Origin of the sequence: Paenibacillus sp. AN1007 (assembly GCF_040702995.1) — a bacterium.
Classification (GTDB): domain Bacteria; phylum Bacillota; class Bacilli; order Paenibacillales; family Paenibacillaceae; genus Paenibacillus.
Window position 1 is genome coordinate 2,298,582 of the sequence record NZ_CP159992.1, and the last position, 20,259, is coordinate 2,318,840.

Annotated in this window: 6 protein-coding genes; all 6 read right to left on the reverse strand. The window is 43.0% G+C overall.

The window, feature by feature from the left end; all coding sequences use genetic code 11:
- Positions 1 to 399 precede the first annotated feature (399 nt).
- Complete coding sequence (gene fabD, locus ABXS70_RS10460) at positions 400 to 1,653, reverse strand: ACP S-malonyltransferase (protein WP_366295635.1); 1,254 nt, start codon at positions 1,651 to 1,653, stop codon at positions 400 to 402.
- A gap of 28 nt (positions 1,654 to 1,681) precedes the next feature.
- Positions 1,682 to 4,804 carry a cyclic peptide export ABC transporter gene (locus tag ABXS70_RS10465; protein WP_366295637.1) on the reverse strand — a complete coding sequence of 1,041 codons (3,123 nt, stop codon included), beginning with the start codon at positions 4,802 to 4,804 and terminating at the stop codon, positions 1,682 to 1,684.
- Positions 4,805 to 4,874: 70 nt separating this feature from the next.
- Entirely contained in the window at positions 4,875 to 9,458 is a 4,584-nt protein-coding gene (locus ABXS70_RS10470; protein ID WP_366295639.1) for an amino acid adenylation domain-containing protein, read from the reverse strand.
- Between the two features lie 51 nt (positions 9,459 to 9,509).
- The gene (gene panD / locus ABXS70_RS10475; protein WP_342556348.1) at positions 9,510 to 9,893 is read right to left on the reverse strand and encodes an aspartate 1-decarboxylase; all 384 of its coding nucleotides are present in this window, start codon (positions 9,891 to 9,893) and stop codon (positions 9,510 to 9,512) included.
- Positions 9,894 to 10,607, reverse strand: coding sequence for an alpha/beta fold hydrolase (locus tag ABXS70_RS10480; RefSeq protein ID WP_366296606.1), 714 nt, complete (start codon positions 10,605 to 10,607; stop codon positions 9,894 to 9,896).
- Entirely contained in the window at positions 10,594 to 20,232 is a 9,639-nt protein-coding gene (locus tag ABXS70_RS10485) for an amino acid adenylation domain-containing protein (RefSeq protein WP_366295641.1), read from the reverse strand. Before ABXS70_RS10485 ends, ABXS70_RS10480 begins: the two co-directional genes overlap by 14 nt.
- Positions 20,233 to 20,259 lie beyond the last annotated feature (27 nt).

Consider the following 20,259-nt stretch of genomic DNA (forward strand, 5'->3'; position numbering starts at 1 on the left):
AATAAAAGAAGCCGCTATAATAGCGACTTGCATGGAACAATGTTATTGTCCCGCGACAGGAGTTGATCCCGAATGCTATAGTGTTCGCCCTACTTGTCATGACCATGATTGATGCTGGTTGGGACGTAAGATCCCGTATAACAAGCGAGGCTATGGAGCGACAAAAAGAACTTCTGACCTTTAACTGCTGGCATAAAAAATGCCCCCCTTAGAATTTCATTGGATAAACCAGGGGTTTAATCCAATGTCTATTCTTAGGGGCACTTCATGTCAACTTAGGGCGAACGATTATGTCCGTGGTACCGCCTAAATTCAGATTTCTCTGCACTTGATCAATACGATGAAGATTCGCACTAACCATCTTATCTCTGTGAGATCCCTAATATCTACTATTTCTCATCATAGTCTCTCCCCTCCCATCAATTGCATCAACTTTTTGATTGGGATTGCGGATTTTATGCTAACTTGAAAGAAATAATCAAATATCTCATCTTCATCGACCTTCTTAGTCGTAATAATTCGCTGGAACAATCGCAGCGCTTCTCTTTGTTCTGCATCCGTTTCTTTTAATTTTTTTTCTTGGGACTTAGCTTCTAGAGTACTCAGCTCTTTCAGAGGCTGTAAAGCACCATATTCATATTCCTCTCTATTGTTATTGCGATTTGGCACGAGCAGCGCCGTTGAAAGACAAGCTGACAGTAAAGTAACATATTTGGGTTGATTGTATTCACTCATTAGTTCTGCAATTTGGTTATCATGCTCTTCACAAGAAAACGCATCAATATGAGGTAAAGTTTGCTTCATCATATTACGTAAGGCGGAGCGAGGCCCAATTTCAATAAACGTATTTACTCCCTGTCTTAGCATCCAATCCATACTATCTGACCATCGAACAGGATGCAGCATATGGTGACTAATTCCTGTTCTTATATCGTCTAAACTTACATAAGGTTTGGCAGTTACATTACCAATAACAGGCCATTCCCCATCGGCAAAATTGATCTGCGATAAAATGTCTAAAAGTTGAGCATTTGCACTTGCCATATACGGGGTATGAAACGGTGCTGATACATGTACCGGATAGACAGTGCCTCCCAATTTAGCAAGCTTGTCACTTGCCTGACGAACCTTTGAGTTTTCGCCAGAGATCACGATCTGATCTTCAGTATTGATATTTGATATTTGTACAAGTCTGTCTCCTTTAGATAGAAGGGAACAGACTTCTTCAATGATAGAACGATGCAATCCTTTTATTGCAGCCATACCTCCAAAACTATTTTCAGCTGCTTGCTGCATTAATTGACCTCTTTTATTGACAAGAGTAAGTGCATCATCAAAAGACAGTACTCCTGAACACGTAAGTGCTGTAAACTCTCCGAGACTATGTCCTGCTCCGCATACTGGCTTTATATTATAATTTTCTTTTAAAATTTGATACCAAGCATAACTGTAAGTAAATATAGCGGGCTGAGCATATTCTGTTTGCTGTAACACGTTCGGGTTACTATCATTCATTACGGACAATAGATCATACCCCAATATGTCACTTGCTTGATCAAAAATGCACTGAGCTATCTTGAATCTATCAGCTAGATATCCCATCCCTTTATACTGACTGCCTTGTCCCGAGAACATGAATCCTAACTTGATCAATACCCTTCCCCTCCGCTAAAAGACTTGGTTATGTTCCATATGCTGGTAAAGAACCATGTTGTTTTGGATCCAGCATTTCCATTTTTCCAAATTCCATCTTCACCAGCTTATCTGCTTGTTCGAAATATCGATCGTCGTGAGTGACTGCGATAACGCATTTCCCCCGTAATTTAAGTTCAGGCAGTACATGATGATAAAAATAACGGCGATATTCAGGATCCTGGTCCGCAGCCCATTCATCAAAAAGATACACCGGTCTGTCTTCGAGGTAACTTATGAGCAGCGCTAGGCGTCGACGTTGTCCTGAAGAGAGGTCTGTAGTGCTGAATTTCCCATCTTCTATAGAAACCTTTTGTTCAAGCTGCAGCTTCTCTAAATGGTAGTCAATAGAGCCCTTATCCAAGCTGTTCGTAAGACCATAAAGTTTGTCAAATAAATGATACTCACTAAATACGGCTGCAAACAGCTCGCTCTGCTCTCCGTTCAGTTTCGGTTTCCCATTGACGAATAAGTTTCCGGATGATGGTTTATAAAGCCCGGTAAGCAGTTTGACCAGGGTTGATTTCCCGCTGCCATTTCCGCCGGTGATAAAAGTAATCTCTCCAGCACGCAGAGTCAGATTGATGGGTCCGATCGAAAACGATGTCCCGTTGGGAGAAACATATTCATAATGAATATCCTGAAGTTCAAGATGGCTAAACTTATCGATTTGGTGTTCTTTAGTCATGTTCGAATTTGTTTCTGAATGTTTCTCGTCATCCAATTCACCGGCGAGCTCATTCATGCGATTCCAAGCGATGCGAACACGAATTAAATCAGGTACTGCATCCAGCACTCCCCTTACAGGTGCGCCCATATATAAAAAGATGAACACAAAACTACTGAGTGAATAAGATTGCACAGAGTCAAACAAGATTGGAAAAATAAATGCAACAACACCGATAACGACTGTAAATAAAATTTCGCCAATGACAAACACGTTGGCAAAGCGAATATCCCCTTGGATTCGCCGCTGTCTATATTCGTCACAAGTATCGTGCATATCGATCTGAAACTGTTTCTTTTTATCCTGATGCAAACTTAATTCTTTAAACCCTTGGGCCATGTGGCCAATGTACTTGTAAAATACGTTCTGAACATCTCTTGTCCTCGCCCAATGCTTGTTTGCATGTCGACCAGCCACATAATAAGCTAAGGCAGCAAGCGAAACTACGAGTAAAGATATGAGCAGCCCATATATGTTCAGATAGCCTAGATAAATAAAACAAAATATAAGGGTGATGATGCTCGTTAATCCGAAAACAAGAACGTTAATTCCACCACTAATGGTTTCAATATCGTGATTCAGTACAGCGTATAGCTTTTCCTTGGCAACTTTCTCGACCTTATAATATGGCGAGCGTAAAATGCGATTAATAATTTCAGTTTGTTTTTGATAAATAAGATCATTCGTGAAGCGAATCAGTTGACTGCGAACGATCTTTTGACTAATCACATAAGCTGCTAAACCCATTAGAAAGAAAGTAAACAGTCCTGTTTGAAATGAACTTGTATTTATAAGTGCTTGGTTAATGATAAAGATAATGAGTGTATTTCCAAGTCCACTTACGAGGCAAAGCACCGCAAATGGAAAAAGTGGAGTTCTTTTCCCTTCACCTGGAAACATTGAATGTAGCAACATACATAGCCCGAATAATATTAAACTGGCATATAAGATAGAGACCGCCATCTTTAAGCTGGGAGGTGCCCATACCTCCGCAAAACTCCAGTTAACGCCGTTAAAGAGTACCTGAGGGATATATAGAAAAGCGACACCTACACCTCCAGCAAACAAAACAAAACCAAACACCCGAATCACATGTTTAATCCAACCTTGGGCGGACTTTCTGCGCCGCTGCAAAATATCTCTCACCATGGTACCGAGAAACCACAAGGATAACCCCATAAAAGGTATGGAAACTGCCAAAATAACTACTGAGATGCTATCGACCGTTCTATAGATGTCACTTAATTCGGTTACCGGTTCTTTGCCGATCATGATGTCCAAAATGCCCTGTCCGATTACAAGTGTGCTGGATGAATTTAAATTTGCCATCACAGCCACTCCAACCTGCTCTTCCGGACGAAAAGCCACAAATGAGGAGTATGCAGGATTGTTACCTGAATGTGAGAGTTCCCCACCACCACTCTGATATACATACCATCCTGCAGCATAAGAGGAGCCGTCAGAGTCCGGTGAGACGGTACGATCAGGCATGTGTGACATACCTATGATCTCCTCCATAGAACCTTTAACAGGAACTGTGTTTAAGTGAATTTTGAGCCACTGTGCCATATCATTGCTATCGGAGTAGAGATATCCGGCTGGCGTATTTCCGCGGTAGATTGGGGCGTCAAATGGACGGGCATTCAAATATCCTAATTTATACCCTTGAGCCATAGTTCCACTAGTTTCCGCCTCTGCTTTGGAAAGGAAGGTATGTTGTAATCCTAGCGGTTCAAGAACTTCTGTATTCATGTATTCTTCGTAGGACTGATTGGTCACCTGCTCAATTACATATCCAAGGATGTCGTAATTAATCGTTGCGTACTGAAAACGCTCACCAGGAGAGAAGTCCAGTGTTGTTCCACTTAAATTTTCTATCGTTTCCCTTAAAGCTGTATCATCGTTGCTTGAAGGAATACTCGTGATAGAAGTAAATGGAATACCGCTTGTTTGGTACAGAACCTGCCTTAATGTAACGGAATCACTGCGGTTGGAGTCCTTTGTATGGAATTTGATCCAAGGGATATAATCCGTGACCGAGTCATCCAAGTTCAGCTTACCTTCCGCCACCAGCTTAAGAAGTCCAAGCCCGGTAAATGCTTTGGTTGTCGAACCTAGTTCAAAGATGCTTTTTGGGGAAACGGATTGTTTCTTATCGACATTAGCAAAACCAAAACCCTGCTGGTAGATGGTCTCATCTCCGTGAACGATGGTAACCGCCAATCCGGGAATAAGGGATTTATCCATCTGACTCTTAATCAGATGCTCAATCTGTTGAAGTTGTTCATCCTTGGGTAAACTAGTCTGGCTTGCCTCTGCAGAGGCAAGATAAGATACAGGATAAATCGCTAATAAAAGGCCTGTAATACACATAACAATGGTCATTATCGTTGAACTTATACGTGCTCCTCTTCGTATCCGCATACTCCGCTCCTTTAGTTTACTGACGCTGAAGTTAGGAAAAAATACTATCCAGTTCGTCTTGCGTTAAATCGACGCTTTCAAAGTCAGAGGGAGTAAATTCCTTTGTATGCTGGACCGAACAATGCTGCGTGATCTCCAGCAATGAAGCGTAAAAACGATCCATAATCAATTTAACCTGCTTCTTTTCGGCCAGCGATACATGGACAATACGTGCTTCGAACCTTAATCTGTGATCAAAAATACCGCCATTAATTTCTACTTTATGACGCCCACTACTTTGTGAAGCAGTCAGTGCATGAATTGAATTCACCAGGCTAAAGTCTGCTTGGTTATTTCTTTCTGTAAACTCCCCTAAATAATTAAAGATAAAATCATTGTTCGGGGCGTCTGGCATTGACCGGTGGATATATTTCAGGACTCCATAACCAACACCGCCTCGCGGTACTCTTCGAAGTTGTTCTTTCACTTTTATGATTAGGTCACCCCATGAAGCAGGTATTTCAGAAAGGACAAAGGGATAAAGACTAGTAAACCAACCGATGGATCTTGATAAATCGATAGTATTTATCTTTTTATCTCCTCCTTGTGGCAAAGCTTCTCGCCCGTTCCCTTCTAAATCAAGGCTTACGGCCGACTTTCCTGTAACCTCTCTTATCGCAGCAAATAAGCCTGCTAGAATAAGTTCAATCGTTCTCGTGTTGTATGCTTGGTTAGAGGTTCCAAGCAAGCTGGAGGTGATGTCTTCAGGAATCTCAATATAATGCGTCTCGACAGTTGATTCGTTTTCCACATCGTCACTTGAATCGTTAAATCCTTCTGCACTCGGACTGAAAAAAGGTATTACTTTACATATGATTTCATTCCAATATGACTGCTCCTGGTCATAGAAAGATGATTTCAGGTAGTGTAATGATTCTGCCCAACGGAGATACGAAGTGGTCTTGTGCAGAAATCTTGCCTCTTCTCCTTTTCGAGACTGTTTTGCAGCATGATTAATATCTTCCAATAGAATTCGCCAAGACACTCCGTCCATAATGACATGATGGGCAGTCAAGATAAGATAAAGGGGTTGGCTGTCTCGACAAAACAGAATAGACTGGATTAACCTATCGTTTTCCAAGTCGAGCTGCTTTTCAATACGGTCCACTTTTTCCAGCATTCTGTTGTAGATGTCATCCGGCGATTGAGCTGCCTCACCTAATTCATACACGAGATGTTCAGCCGGCCGAGGGAAATCGTTATAAAAGAAACTCGCAGATCCTTTCACCTTATTGATGCGGAATATATCATGGTAATCATACAACTGATTAAGCAGGGTACCGATCTCTAAGGCGGAAAGATTTCGTTTTACTTTTAGAATAATGCGCTGATGATACTGCTGAGGGCAATCAAGTTCAAGTGTATTAAACCAAGAAAGCATAGGAGTGTCTGGCAGCGGGCCGCTGCAGGGCTCCTCCTCCTGCTGCAGATTTAATTTTTGAATGAGCCTTGCCATATCGGTTACGACGGGATTAGATAAGATGTCGTTAGCTGTAAGTAGATAACCTTGTTCACGTAAATATGAAGAGACCTGAATCGCTTTAATGGAGTCTCCTCCCATGTGATAGAAGTGTGTGTCATAAGCGATATGTGATAATTGTAATACGTCAGCCAGCACGGTTAACAGCGATGTGTACCCCGAATTGTTTTCAGATAATTCATCAAGATGTCCAGCTTGATTTGATGTGGAGATTATTGGAGATGGAAGGCTCGCTTTATCTAGCTTGCCGTTTCGTGTCATAGGCAGTTGATCAAGGTATACATAGTGGTGCGGAACCATATAAGATGGCAGTTGCTGTGCTAAAAACGTCTGAATGTTCTCTGGAGTTTCTTCCTGGTTTAAGATGACATATGCACATAATTGCTGTGTGCTTCCCTGAATTGAAACGGCTGCTACCGCTGCTTCACTCACGGAAGGATGTGATAAGATTATGTGTTCAACTTCACCAGGTTCTATACGATATCCACGGATGCTAAGCTGATTATCGAGACGGTTTTTATATTCAAGAAGTCCGTCTTCTCGGAAACGTCCCCTATCACCTGTTTTGTAAATTCGTTTTCCGGTTTCGAAGGGATGAGGTAGGAAGCTTGTCGACGTTGCTTCCGCTCGGTTCAAATACCCCAGAGCAAGTCCGTCACCAGCTATATAAATCTCACCTATTTTCCCTCTTGGAAGAAGCCGGAGATGTTCGTCGAGCACGTAGATTTGCACATTGTCGGCCGGGACTCCAATAGGTAGAGATCCTTCGAGATCCTTTAATTTATCGTACGTATAGATCATGCAGCCTACTGTAGCTTCGGTAGGTCCATATTCGTTGTGTATAGAAACTCGCCCGCCCCATGCCCGATCGATTGCTGCTGCCGTGGCCACTTTGAAATCTTCCCCACCGACAATTAAAGATTTAATGGTACAGTTACGTAAGTCCATGTCTTTAAGCAAGGATAGGTGAGATGGCGTAAGCTTGAGAACCGTTACTTTATTTTCTCTTACAATTTGATATAACGGATGCTCGATTCCGTCGTCTGGATAAATCACGATGCTTCCACCACATATGAGTGGAGTGAAAATGGAAGTGACCGTCAGATCAAATGCGAGAGAGGAATAAAGAGCAAAAGCATCTTGCTTCCCGTCCGTGTACATTCTAGCTGCCCACCCAATATAGTTTACTAGTGAACGGTGCCCTACTAGCGTTCCTTTAGGTTGTCCTGTAGAACCTGAAGTGTAGATAATATAGGCCAGATCATCGGCTGTGGAGCTGCTTCGAACCGCTTCTTGATATACATTTTCATTACCTTCATACCATAAGGTCTGAGATTCAATCCACTCGCCTTCATACGGAAAACGCTCGGTCCGATCCGTTACAATGATGCTTACACTCGCATCCACAGCCATGAAGGAAAGCCGATCAAAAGGTGCCGATTGATCCATTGGGAGATAAGCAGCTCCGGATTTGAGTACCCCAAGAATAAATGCAACCGTTTCAATGGAGTGATTCATATAAATTCCAATGACATGTCCGCTACCCATTCCCTTAGATCGTAGGAGATCCCTTACTTTGTTCGCCAGATTGTCCAGCTCTGCATAGGTTAGACTGACTTTTCCAAAGCTCACTGCCGTTTTTTCAGGAGTAAGGCAAACCTGATTTTCTATAAGCTGCGTTATTATCGTTTCACGATTATAGTTGTGTGCGGTATCGTTATATTCGTACAGCTGCCAATTCACTTCCTGTGAAGAAAGTAAACTTAGCTGACAGACAGGAATATTGGGTTCGTTCATTCCCTGTCTCAGCAAACGACTAGCGATAATGTACATCTGCTCAATTTCCTCATCGGAATACACATCAACTTGGTAATCCATATCCAGAGTTAGTGCTGGATCGGACGACCAGTCACGGATAATCCATTGTAAGGCGTACCATTGTTCTCCACTGTAAAACTCAGTATTTTGAATAGATAAATCCATGACTTCAATCGTATGCCGAGTATTATAGTAATTAATAGACGTATCGAAAAGAGCAGCTTGTTCAAATCCCCTATTTCGTAAGTCCTGCAGCAATAGATCATAAGGGTAACGGTGGTGTTTATAGCATTGTTTCATCTCATCTTGAATATGTTGGATCAATTCTAAAAAAGTCCAGTTTCCTTGTATCTCCATGCGTAAAGGCATGGTGCTCGTAAACATACCAAATGTTTTTTTCTGAACAGCACCGTTCCGATTCAATAAAGGCATGGCTATCGTAATTTTTTGCTTACCTTCAACACGATGAAGGTAAGCAAAATATACGGCTACAAACAAAAGATTGACTGACAAGGATGTTTGTTTCGAGAAATCTCGGATTGCTTCAGATAACTCATTGTCCATCACAAAGGATTTTCGTTTTCCACGTAATTCTGAAACGGACAAGGGAGCAATGTCCGACGTATCTTCGAATTTGTCCAGCCAGTACTCCCGATCTTGCTTAAATCTAGGAGAACGTTTATAACGATCTTCCTGTTCAATAGCATCCTGAAGTCGGGACCCTAACAGAACAGGAGGTTCTGACTCGGTCCCCTTGTTTATGGACTTCTCTATTCGCTCATATAACATCCATAGCTGGTCTGTAAGGAGTGCTGTCGACCAACCATCCGCAACCACGTGGTGCAATTTAATCAGGAGTGCACTGACCCCCTCTCGAATGATACACAGTGAAAAGGTATAAAGTGGAGCATTCAGGAGCTGGAACGGTGTGCTTGCCTGCTCTTCAACCCATTCCTTGAAGCGGTCTTCTGGGTTAGGCTGATTCGAGAAGTTTACTAATGCTGCAATGCACTGATCAGCAGAAGGTTCTTCAGCAACAAATTGCTGCAGCTCACCGTCTTGTTGTACAAGCTGCACTCTTATGCCTTCATGATGACGTATAAACAATCGAATGACTTCTTCCATTAATTCCGGTTTAAAGGCGCCCTGAATGCGGATTACTCCTCCGATGTTATGCATGGGGGAGCCGGGGAACAATGATTCCATGGAGCTAACGCGTTTCTGGGGATGCACCAATTGGAAAGTTTCATCTGTTTTGGAAGCCTGCTTATTGTTCATGAAAGGTCTCCTTCTTTATAAAATCAAGTGCAAGGTATGCTTAATACAGATTTATACGATTTGACCGTGTTTTTCGCCAGATAATATCTGGGATACTCGATTGGACGAATCTACAAGTACAACATGAGGTACATGGCCAGCGGCCTCTTCTGCATTCATTAGCCCATAAGAAATAATAATGACGATGTCTCCCACTTGTACGAGCCGGGCTGCAGCCCCATTTAGGCAGATGACGCCAGATCCACGTTCACCTGCAATGATATATGTCTCCAGTCGGGCCCCGTTGTTATTGTTAACGACTTGAACTTTCTCGTTCTCTAGGAGGTTCGCTCTATCCATCAAATCACGATCGATCGTAATGCTGCCAACATAGTTGAGATTGGCTTCCGTCACGGTTGCTTTATGAATTTTGGATTTCATCATTGTTAGAAACAGTTAGATAACCCCCTTAAGATAGTGAACAACGGTTTCTATTACGTGTTCCTGGTCTTCATAAACGAAATAGTGCCCGCCAGGAAACATCTCATGCATACAAGATATATCCACTAATTCATGCCATTCTTTTTCTTCTGCCACGACAGACGAATCTTTCGCACCGTTCATAACAACGAGCTGGCTTCCGTATTTCTTTCGACCCTTTATATGGTGGTAGGTGTCACATAAACGCAGATCAGCTTTGAGTATAGGGAGATACATCTCTCGAATCTGCTGTCCATGCTCATGCTCATCCCAAGGCGTTTGACTTCCTTCTAGCAGGAAAGACCAGAGCTCATCATCAGACATGGCGGAATAGCGTGAAACGCCACGAAAATGATGAGGAGGATTTTGTCCTGCTAGAAAAAGCACATGTGGCGGGTGTCCATTCTCTTGAGCTCGCATAGCCAACTCGTATCCGAGTAGACTGCCCATGCTGTGTCCAAATATGGCATAAGGTTGACCAGACTGCATCTGAATGAGCTCATTATATAAATCAGCCGCAGCTTCTTCGAAGTCGTTATATAACGGTTGATTAAATTTACGACCTCTTCCAGCAAGCTCTAGCGGAACAAGCTCTACGCTTTTTGGCAGTCGATTCTTCCATTCCACGTACATGCTTGCAGAGCCAGCAGCGTGAGGAATGCAAAACAGCTGTACGTTATGGCTGCTCACCGTTGGTATCAAGTTTTGTTTCCCCCTCCATGAAATGTGCTAGTTCTTCAATGGTCTGATACTGATACAGGTGTCTTAAAGAAATTGTTAGTCCCCAATCGCGAGTGATTTCGGTAAGTATTCTGGTTGCAATTAAAGACTGTCCACCCATCTCAAAGAAATTATCGCGAATACCGATCCTTTCAGCATTCAAGTATTTTTTCCAAAGATCAGCAAGCCCTTGCTCCATTTCCGTTCTTGGCTGAATATAATTGGTTTCGTCCACTAATGAGATGTCGAAACTTTCAAGTTGTTTTCTATCCAGCTTGCCATTTAAAGTCACAGGCAGATGCGATAGCTTTACAATTTTTGCTGGCAGCATATAGTGAGGTATGCGGTCGGATAAAAATCTTCTTAACACATTGGAATCAACAGGCTCGCTTTCTACGATAAAAGCACATAAATAAGGCTCCTGATCTGTCATGGTTTTTACAATGACAACAGCTTCATGGACGAATGAGTGCTGTAAAAGAGCAAGCTCAATTTCCCCGGTTTCGATTCGGTAACCTCGTATTTTGACTTGATGATCGGCTCGCCCCTTAAACTCAATGTTACCGTCCATAAGCCAGCGGCCCTTGTCGCCTGTTTTGTACATTTTTTGGCCAGGTGAGAAAGGATCGGCTATGAAGTGTTTCTTATTTACTTCCTCTAGTCCAACATAACCTGCCGCGATGCCCTCGCCACCGATGTATAATTCTCCTTCAACACCAATCGGCTGTAATTCGAGTGATTCATTAAGAATGTAAATCTTTCTCCCTGCGACCGGTTTGCCAATTGGAACCTGCATTCCGTTGAGACCTCCCGGCTCAGGCCTCCATGCCGTCGCAAGAATTGTTGCTTCCGTAGGTCCGTAAAGATTAGCATATTCAAATTTCTGCCAGCGTTCATATTCATGTTTAGAAATAGCTTCTCCTCCAGTGGCTGCGAGGCGTACGGAATGGAGATGAGCTGGATTTAAATAAGCCAGATGTGAAGGCGTCATAAACATGACGGAAATGCCGCTTTCGTTTAGTAATTCTGTCAATTTCTCTGGATTCGCTGCAACCTTTCTTGGTACAAGGTGTAACTGGGCACCGGTAGACAAAGCGGCAATTATTTCGAATGCAGCCATATCAAAAGCAATGCTCGCTATCTGCGATATCTTATCTGATGGTCTAATTTCAAGGTTGTCAGTACACAACTCAGATAAGCTGCACAGTCCTCGGTGAGGAATTTTCACTCCCTTCGGTTTTCCTGTTGAACCCGAAGTATAGATGACATAAGCGAGATGGCTTGGCTCAAGCAGAACGTTTGGATTGTTGATTCTCATTTCCCATAGATCCACATTCGCTGCAAAATCGTAAATCATGGCAGGTACGTTTCCTGTCATTTTGGCATGATCAGCATCAGTAATGACCATTTTCGCCTCGCTGTCCTCAAGAATAAAGTGCACTCTGTCTAGAGGATACTCTGGATCCACAGGGAGATAGGCCGCTCCCGCTTTTAAAATGGCGATAATGGATACGACAGTATTAATAGAAGAGTCCATATATACAGCAACGACTTGATTGTGCCCAATACCTTGCTCCATTAAGGTATAAGCTAATTGATTCGCATGCGAATTTAATTCGCCATAACTTAAATGCATTTCTCCCATAACAATAGCTGTAGCGGATGGCTGACAATCAGCCAGGCGTTCAAAGGTGACATGTATCCATTCATCGGAGTAGATTTCCTTACTGCTTTGATTGAAATTATCCAAAATCAACTCTCTTTCGTTCAGCGGCATGCTTCCCAATTTCCCAATCAGAGTATCTTCCGAATGAATAATAGAAAGCAATATTTCACGGTAATGCGCCATCATCCGATCGACGGTTTCTCGACTAAAGAGAGAAGTTGCATACTCAACTAAGCATCGAACGCCATGTTCTTGTTCGGAAACAGACACAGATATATCAAACTTAGAACTAGTGTGGCTGCTATCCCAACTAGTAATTTTCATACCCTCCAGGTTCATTGCTGGCATATGCATGTTTTGAAAGTCGAAAGTAACAGAGAACAATGGATTTCGAGTTGGATCTGCAGCGAATTCCAATTTTTCCATCATACGCTCTAGCGGGTAATCCTGATGTTCGAATGCATCTAACAAAATCTGCTTCACTTCATGCAAATAGGCTGTGAATGTTTTATTGTGTTCTGGGCGGGTGCGGACAGGTAATGTATTGACCAACATGCCAACAACGCGGGCCGCGTCCGCATGTGATCTACCGGCTACAGGAACGCCGACAATAATGTCCTCATCACCCGAATATTTGTGCATCAGAATATAAAAGGCGGAAAGCATGATCATGTAAAGAGTCGAATTTGTTTTTTGGGTAAGCTTGCGTAATTCTAGTAATAAGTCCTGATCCAATTCTAGAAATGTTAACTCACCTTCGAATTTTTGGTGGATAGGTCTTGGAAAGTCTGTAGGTAATTGGAGTACCGGCAGCTCTCCTGATAGATGATTCGTCCAAAACGTTTCTTTTGAAATCGTTTGTTCTGACTTTAGCTGATCTTCTTGCCAAACTGCAAAATCTTTAAACGTAACCTGTACTGATGGAAGCTGTTCTCCACGATAAAGTGCAAGAAACTCTTCAATCAAAATGCCGATGGATGTGCCATCTGACACAATATGATGCATATCCATAAGAAGAATATGTTTTTCCTTATCCAGCCGAATAACTCCGAGTCTCATTAACGGGGCCGTATGAAGATCAAATGGACAAATGAAGGAGTTCACTAATTCATTTAATACGCCCTCCTCTACTCCTTCTGCATCTCGGTACCACAGAACGATGTCCTCGACATCATTCACGATTTGAATTGTTTCTTCGTCTTCCATATGGAAAGAAGTACGTAAACTTTCATGCCGCTTAAGGAGGGCCTGATAGACGAATTGGACTCGTTCTAGATCAAGCTTACCTTCTACAAGCAGCGAAGAAGACAAGTGGTACGTCGTGCTAATTCCTTCATATTGATCGAGAATGTAGAGTCTTTTTTGAGCAGAAGTTAGCGGGTATCCATGGAGACGATCTGTCTTAACAATAGACGCGGCTGCTTCAGCTCCATCCAATCCACTGACGTAATTTGCAAGTAATTGCACTGTCGGATATAGGAAAATATCCTTCAGGGTTATCTCTACGCTCAATTGTTTACGAATGTCTGCTACTAATTTCATTGCTTTCAATGAATGACCACCCTCGGCAAAGAAATCCGAATGTCTTCCGAGATGATTTTTGCCAAGAGCATGTTTAAACAATTCGCTTATTTTCAGTTCAATCTCCATCGTTGGTGCTTCATATGACTCGCTTATCAAAGTAGGAGCAGAAGCGGCTGACAATGCCTTATAGTCCACTTTTCCGTTTCGGGTAAGCGGAATGGTTTCAAGCCGGATCAAATGAGCAGGCATCATGTACGAAGGTAAACGCTTAGCAAGAAACAACGATACATCCGAATGCTCAATCTCCTTTTCTGCCACGTAGAAAGCAAGCAGTTCCTTACCTCCATGTGGATCGGTTTTTACGATTGCTGCTGCTTGACGAATTCCTTCTTGCTGAAGCAAAGATGCAGTAATCTCTCCTGGCTCTATCCGATAGCCTCTAATTTTAACCTGATGATCTGTCCTGCCAATCAGTTGAATCTCTCCAGTAGGTAATAATTTGGCAAGATCTCCTGTTCGATACATTACCACCCCATCTTGATAAAGATCTTGTGTGAACTGCTGCGCAGTCAGCTCTGGCTGATTGACGTACCCTTGTCCGACAGATGCTCCCGAAATGTATAATTCTCCTGCGACACCAATTGGAACGAATTGCTTCTGTTGATCTAAAATGTAACAACGTACATTGTTAATCGGCTTTCCAATGGTCGGTCGTTCTTGCAACCCCTCATCTTTGCCGAGGGCAATAGTTGTTACTACATGAGTTTCAGATGGGCCATAGTGATTGTGTAATATAACTTTGCTTTGCTGATAGGCTGATCTGAACGGGGCTGATAATACCAGCGCTTCACCAGCGACTACAATGTGCTGAAGTGTTCCCCCCAGTAGGTCGTTAACCATATCTGCTTCCCCAGCGAGGAAGTTGAAATATGCTGTCGGTAAAAATAATGTTTTGACTTCATGCTTCCGGATAAATTTTAACAACAGGTCAGGTGTTGTTTTGACCTGTTCCGGTGCGATCACAAGTTCCCCGCCGCTAAGAAGTGTTACAAACATTTCCTGATAACAGACATCAAATCCAATAGACGATGCGTGAAGCACTCTGCCATCCATTTGAATTGTGGATTGCTGCTGGTGATGCAAGACAAGGTTCATCAGATTACTGTGAGCCAACTGAACACCTTTTGGTGCACCTGTCGTTCCTGAAGTGTAGACAATGTATAACGGATCTTCAGGTTTGACGGTGGGTTCTAAACCGATGTTATACTCTTCGTCATCGTTTATCTCTAAAGAAAGTAAAGGAACTTCGGAAATATCCGAGAGTTCACCTGAACAATCTATTACAAGCTTTGCGTCTGAATCTTGGAGCATGTACAACATCCGATCTGGTGGCAGTGTTGAATCGATAGGAACAAAAGCAGCTCCGGCTTTTATGATTGCAAGTACACCCGTAATGTATGAAATAGAACGCTCCCCACAGATCGCTACAGCAGATCCATGACCAACTCCCTTCTTGCGAATAACGCTAGCAAGTCGATTGACACGCTGGCTAAGTTCTTGGTAGCTAAGAAATACCTCTTCCTCTACGATCGCAATTCGGTCCGGAGTGCGCAGTACCTGTTCTCTAAAGGCACTGTAGATCGTGTTCACTTGTCCGCCTTTTCTGTCTTCGCCAGAAAGCTGCCTATCTATTACTTGTATCTCCTGTGCAGTTAGAACACTGATATCTCTAATCTTCAATTCCGGATGGGTGACGACTTCCTCAAGAACACGCACGAGGCTCGAACCAAAACGCTCCACGGTGGCCTTGTGAAACAAGGAAGTCGCGTACTCGAATGTCAGCACAAGTCTTTCCGCATCTTCTTCAGCTTGAAGGAGCAAGTCGAACTTGGATGAGGTCCATTCGTAATCACAAGCTGTAATCTCCAGGCTATCCATGCGAAAAGTAACCTTTTCCATATTTTGAAAAGCGAGCATTGTATCAAACAACGGATTCCGGCTGGAATCACGCTGAACTTTAAGATCCTGAACCAATTGTTCCAGTGGATAATCTTCATGTTCAAAGGCTCCCAGGCAGACACTTTTGACTTCGTTCAAAAATGAATCAAAAGTCAAATCAGAACGCGGGAAACTTCGTATAGCCAGGGTATTAACAAACATGCCAATGATCGGTTCCAAATCCACATGTCCTCTACCTGCTGCCGGCGTACCCACAATGATGTCTTCTTGTCCCGTGTATTTATGCAGCATGATTTGGTAGGCTGCCATCAGCAGCATGTACATTGTTACGCCTCTCTGAAGGCAAGTTTCATGCAATTTTTGAGTAAGATTGCTGCTGAGGTGTATCGTTAGTTGATCTCCTCTAAAATCTTGGATTGCCGGTCGTTCTTGGTCGTATGGGAGCTGAAGTACAGGTAATTCCCCGGCAAGCTGGCTATGCCAATAGTTCTTTTGCTTTTCGCGTAAATCCTCTCCCTGTTCTTGCTGCCAGATAGCATAATCGGTGAACTGGATATGGAGAGGATTAAGCTGTTCTCCGCGGTATAAAGCCATAAACTCGTTAATCCACAAGTACAGTGAAGTACCATCTGAAATCAGATGATGCATATCCAGCATGAACATGTATTTATCATGGTTCAGACGGATGATTTCAAGCCGCATTAATGGAGGCTGGCTCAAATTAAAAGGACGTACGAATTCGTGAATGTGTTCTTGTAAAGACGTTTTGCTTACATCCTCCAGTTCAATGTAACGGATGTCTGGAGTCAGTTCATTTAACTCGAACACAATTTGAGCAGGAGAATCTTCGATCATGGTAAAGGCGGTACGTAAGCTAACATGTCGTTGTAGTAACTGCAAGCAGCATGCCCGTACGCGATCTACATCAAGCTTCCCCACTGCCTCAAGGATGAGAGGCATATTATAACTCGTACCGATGTCACTAAACTGCTCCAAAATGTACAACCTTTTTTGCGCTGAAGTCAGCGGGTAATGTTCTCTGGGTTCAGCCGGATGAATGCCTTCAAATGCACGAATGGAACGCAGCCCAGCCAAATGCACTGCAAGTTCATGAATGGAAGGGAAACGGAAAATATCCCTGAGATTCAATTCATAAGCTAACTCCTTGTATACGCGAGATACTAAACGTGTTGCCTTGAGCGAATGACCACCTAACTCAAAAAAGCTGTCATATCTTCCTATTCGTGATACGCCAAGGATGTCCTCAAAAATGCTAGCCAGACTTTCCTCAAGATCACCCATTGGCTGCTGGAATGTTTGTTCCCGGTGCAGGTCTAAACGGGGATCAGGAAGTTTTCTTCGATCTACTTTTCCGTTTGGAGTAAGAGGTATGCTGTCCACTTGAACGACAAAAGTAGGAATCATATATTTAGGCAGCTTCTTTGAGAGCCATTCTTTGATCTCTTTAGGACCCACTACACCGGAAACGGTATAGTACACACAAAGTTCTTTACTATCGTCCTTTGATTCGATCACTTGGACAATCGCCTGATCGACATTTGCATGCTGTAAAAGAGCAGCGGTAATTTCTCCTGATTCCAACCGATATCCCCTAATTTTGACCTGTTCGTCGATTCTGCCCATATACTCGAGCGTGCCGTCTGTATTCCAGCGTGCCAAATCACCCGTTCGATACACTTTTTTACCAGGCTGCATCGGAATGGAAGTGAATCGCTGCTCCGTTAAGTCCTTCAAATTTAAATATTGTCGTGCAACACCACTTCCACCTACATACATTTCACCTGGCACCCCAGCTGGGACGACCCGCTGTGATGGATCAAGAACGTACACCTGATAGGATGGTAGCGCCCTGCCAATATCGGATACATTACGATGAATATCCTCAGAAGTAATTTCTTTATAAGTAACGTGAACGGTTGTTTCTGTAATGCCATACATGTTGATTAACTGAACTTGCGGATAATGTACATTCCATTCACGAAGCATGGTCGGTTGTAGTGCTTCTCCGCCGAACACAATCGTTTGAAGTGATGGTAATTGAATATTGTTCTGCACGGCTTCACGGGCAAATTGATAAAACGCTGATGGCGTCTGGCTCAGCATCGTAACCTGATTCTCTTTCACAAATGGTACAAAACGACGAGTGTCCGCTGCCAGTTCCCGAGGTACAATGACAAGTTCGCCTCCATAGAGCAGTGCACCAAACATTTCCCAAACCGAAAAGTCGAATGATATGGAATGGAACATAGACCAAACATCACGATGGTTGTATGAAAACAGCGAGGCCGCTGTCTTTAGTAAACGAACCACATTATGATGTTCGACTACGACTCCTTTAGGTGTTCCAGTTGACCCTGAAGTATAAAGAATATATGCAGCGCTGCTTGCCGAAAAATCGACTTGAGGAGCGGAATCAGGCAGTTCTTTGATCCATTTCAGATCATGCTGATGCTTCCACTTGCTAGGTCTGCTGGATAATGAAGGCCCATTTTTTTCAAGGATCACATCATACCTAAACAAGGTGAGTTCGTTAGGAATCGTATACACCTTATCTGAGAAACGAACGCTGGTGATCTCCTCATATGTCGCATGAATATCCTCGAAAAATTCCCTAGACAAAAATAACTCATTATCAAATTCCATTTTCGTGTTCGCTTCCGGATGTGTTAGAGCAAATTGCCGTAAGTCCTCTAAAAAAGCTTCTTTGCTATCAAGGTCCATAACGTCGCCGATAAATATTTTGCCTTCTGCTGAGAGCATATTCAGAGCGGAACGAAGTACCTTCCGCAAATAATGGTGCCCTTTAAAAATTTGAACGACGCTGTTCAGAACAATGATGTCAAAAGGCGCTTCGTCAAGTGTTTCTATCTGATCAGCAGGGAGACTTCGTAATCGAATGTGTTCAAAGCCTTCTCGTTCGACTCTCTTCTGACAAAAATCAATCATGCTTTGGGATAGATCCGTTCCATAATAAAATCCAACATGAGGAGCGAGCGTAAACATACTGATCCCAGATGCACAACCAATCTCGAGAACACGAGTGTCTTTGTTTATGAAAGGTAACAGCTTTTGCTTGATGTTGTTCGCGTACTCATCCATTTCTGTCCGCGACAAATCCTGACGCGTATAACTGTTTACCCATGCACCGCCAGCAATATCATCACCAGCCTGGTCTGCTACAAAGTTCCATACAGCCTGATCCATAAACTCACTTTCTAACTCTTCAGCATGATCTAGTTGATCTGTATCGAGGCAAAGATATGCCTTAAACAATGACACTTCCCATTGCAGGCGATTGAGCTGTTTGAGATAAGTTTTAAGGGACAAGACCGTATCAATACAGGCATCGGTCATCATCGTTTTTAGTCGTACAAGGGGCAGTTCAGGATCCAATGGAACATAAGCTCCACCTGCTTTGAGAACGCCAAGGATGCTGAGGACTGAATAGACGGAATTATGCATCATAATTCCAACATGCCCTCCAGGCTGTAAACCGCGTTCCTGTATTAGATAAACAGCAACGCGATTAGCCATGTCATCTAATTCCTTGTAGGTGTACTTCCCGGTATCCGATCGAATGGCGACTTTGTCCGGATGCTGTTCCACTTGTTTTACGAATAATGTTGGAATTGTTGAAACTAGATTGAGATCCTCTTCCTGACTTATTGCGGGTACGAGTAAACTCAACTCGTTTTCATCAAGTATTTCGTACGATTCCAACAGTTGGTCTGGATGAAAGAGCAGTTGGTCTAATATCCGTTCAAAATGAATGAACAACTGGCTGATAAACCAATCGGCATAAGACGACCTCGCATAACTTAACTGTAAAACTATCTCGTCATTAGAACGCTCGAACTCGAAACGGCAATCATAATGAATATCTTCCACAATCGATGGATCATACGTTCCTTTCATGGTTGCGATGATGCTGCAGTGAGGGCCTTCTTTTTGATCAACACCAAGCATATCGAGCAAAAGGGAAAAAGGAAAATTGGAATGACGATCCGCATCTACTATGCATTGTTTCATCTGTGCAATGAGTTGTCGCCCATTTTCTCCAGACTGGTGCTTGGCCCGAATGAGCATCAACGTATTTAGCGAAGCTCGCTCCTCATCCGGGTTAGCTATGATGGGAACTCCGAAAGTAACATCGGTCTTCCCTGTATATCTATGCAAAAGGCAGCTGATCCCTGAGAGCAGCAATATAAACATGGCATGTTCAGAGCCTCTACTCACCGTCTGGAGACGTTGTGTAAGTTTTGAATTTAAGGAAAAACGCTTTACTACAACTTCTTTCTGTGGAACGGATGACTGAAAGGAGAGCCGTGTCATTTCTGTAAAATCAGAAAATTGTTCAAGCCAGAATCGCTTTTCCTTTTCCAGCCTTGCATCAGATAAAAGTACGTGTTTTTCGAGCGTATTCATTCACTTGCCCCTCTCCTGTTTCCTATG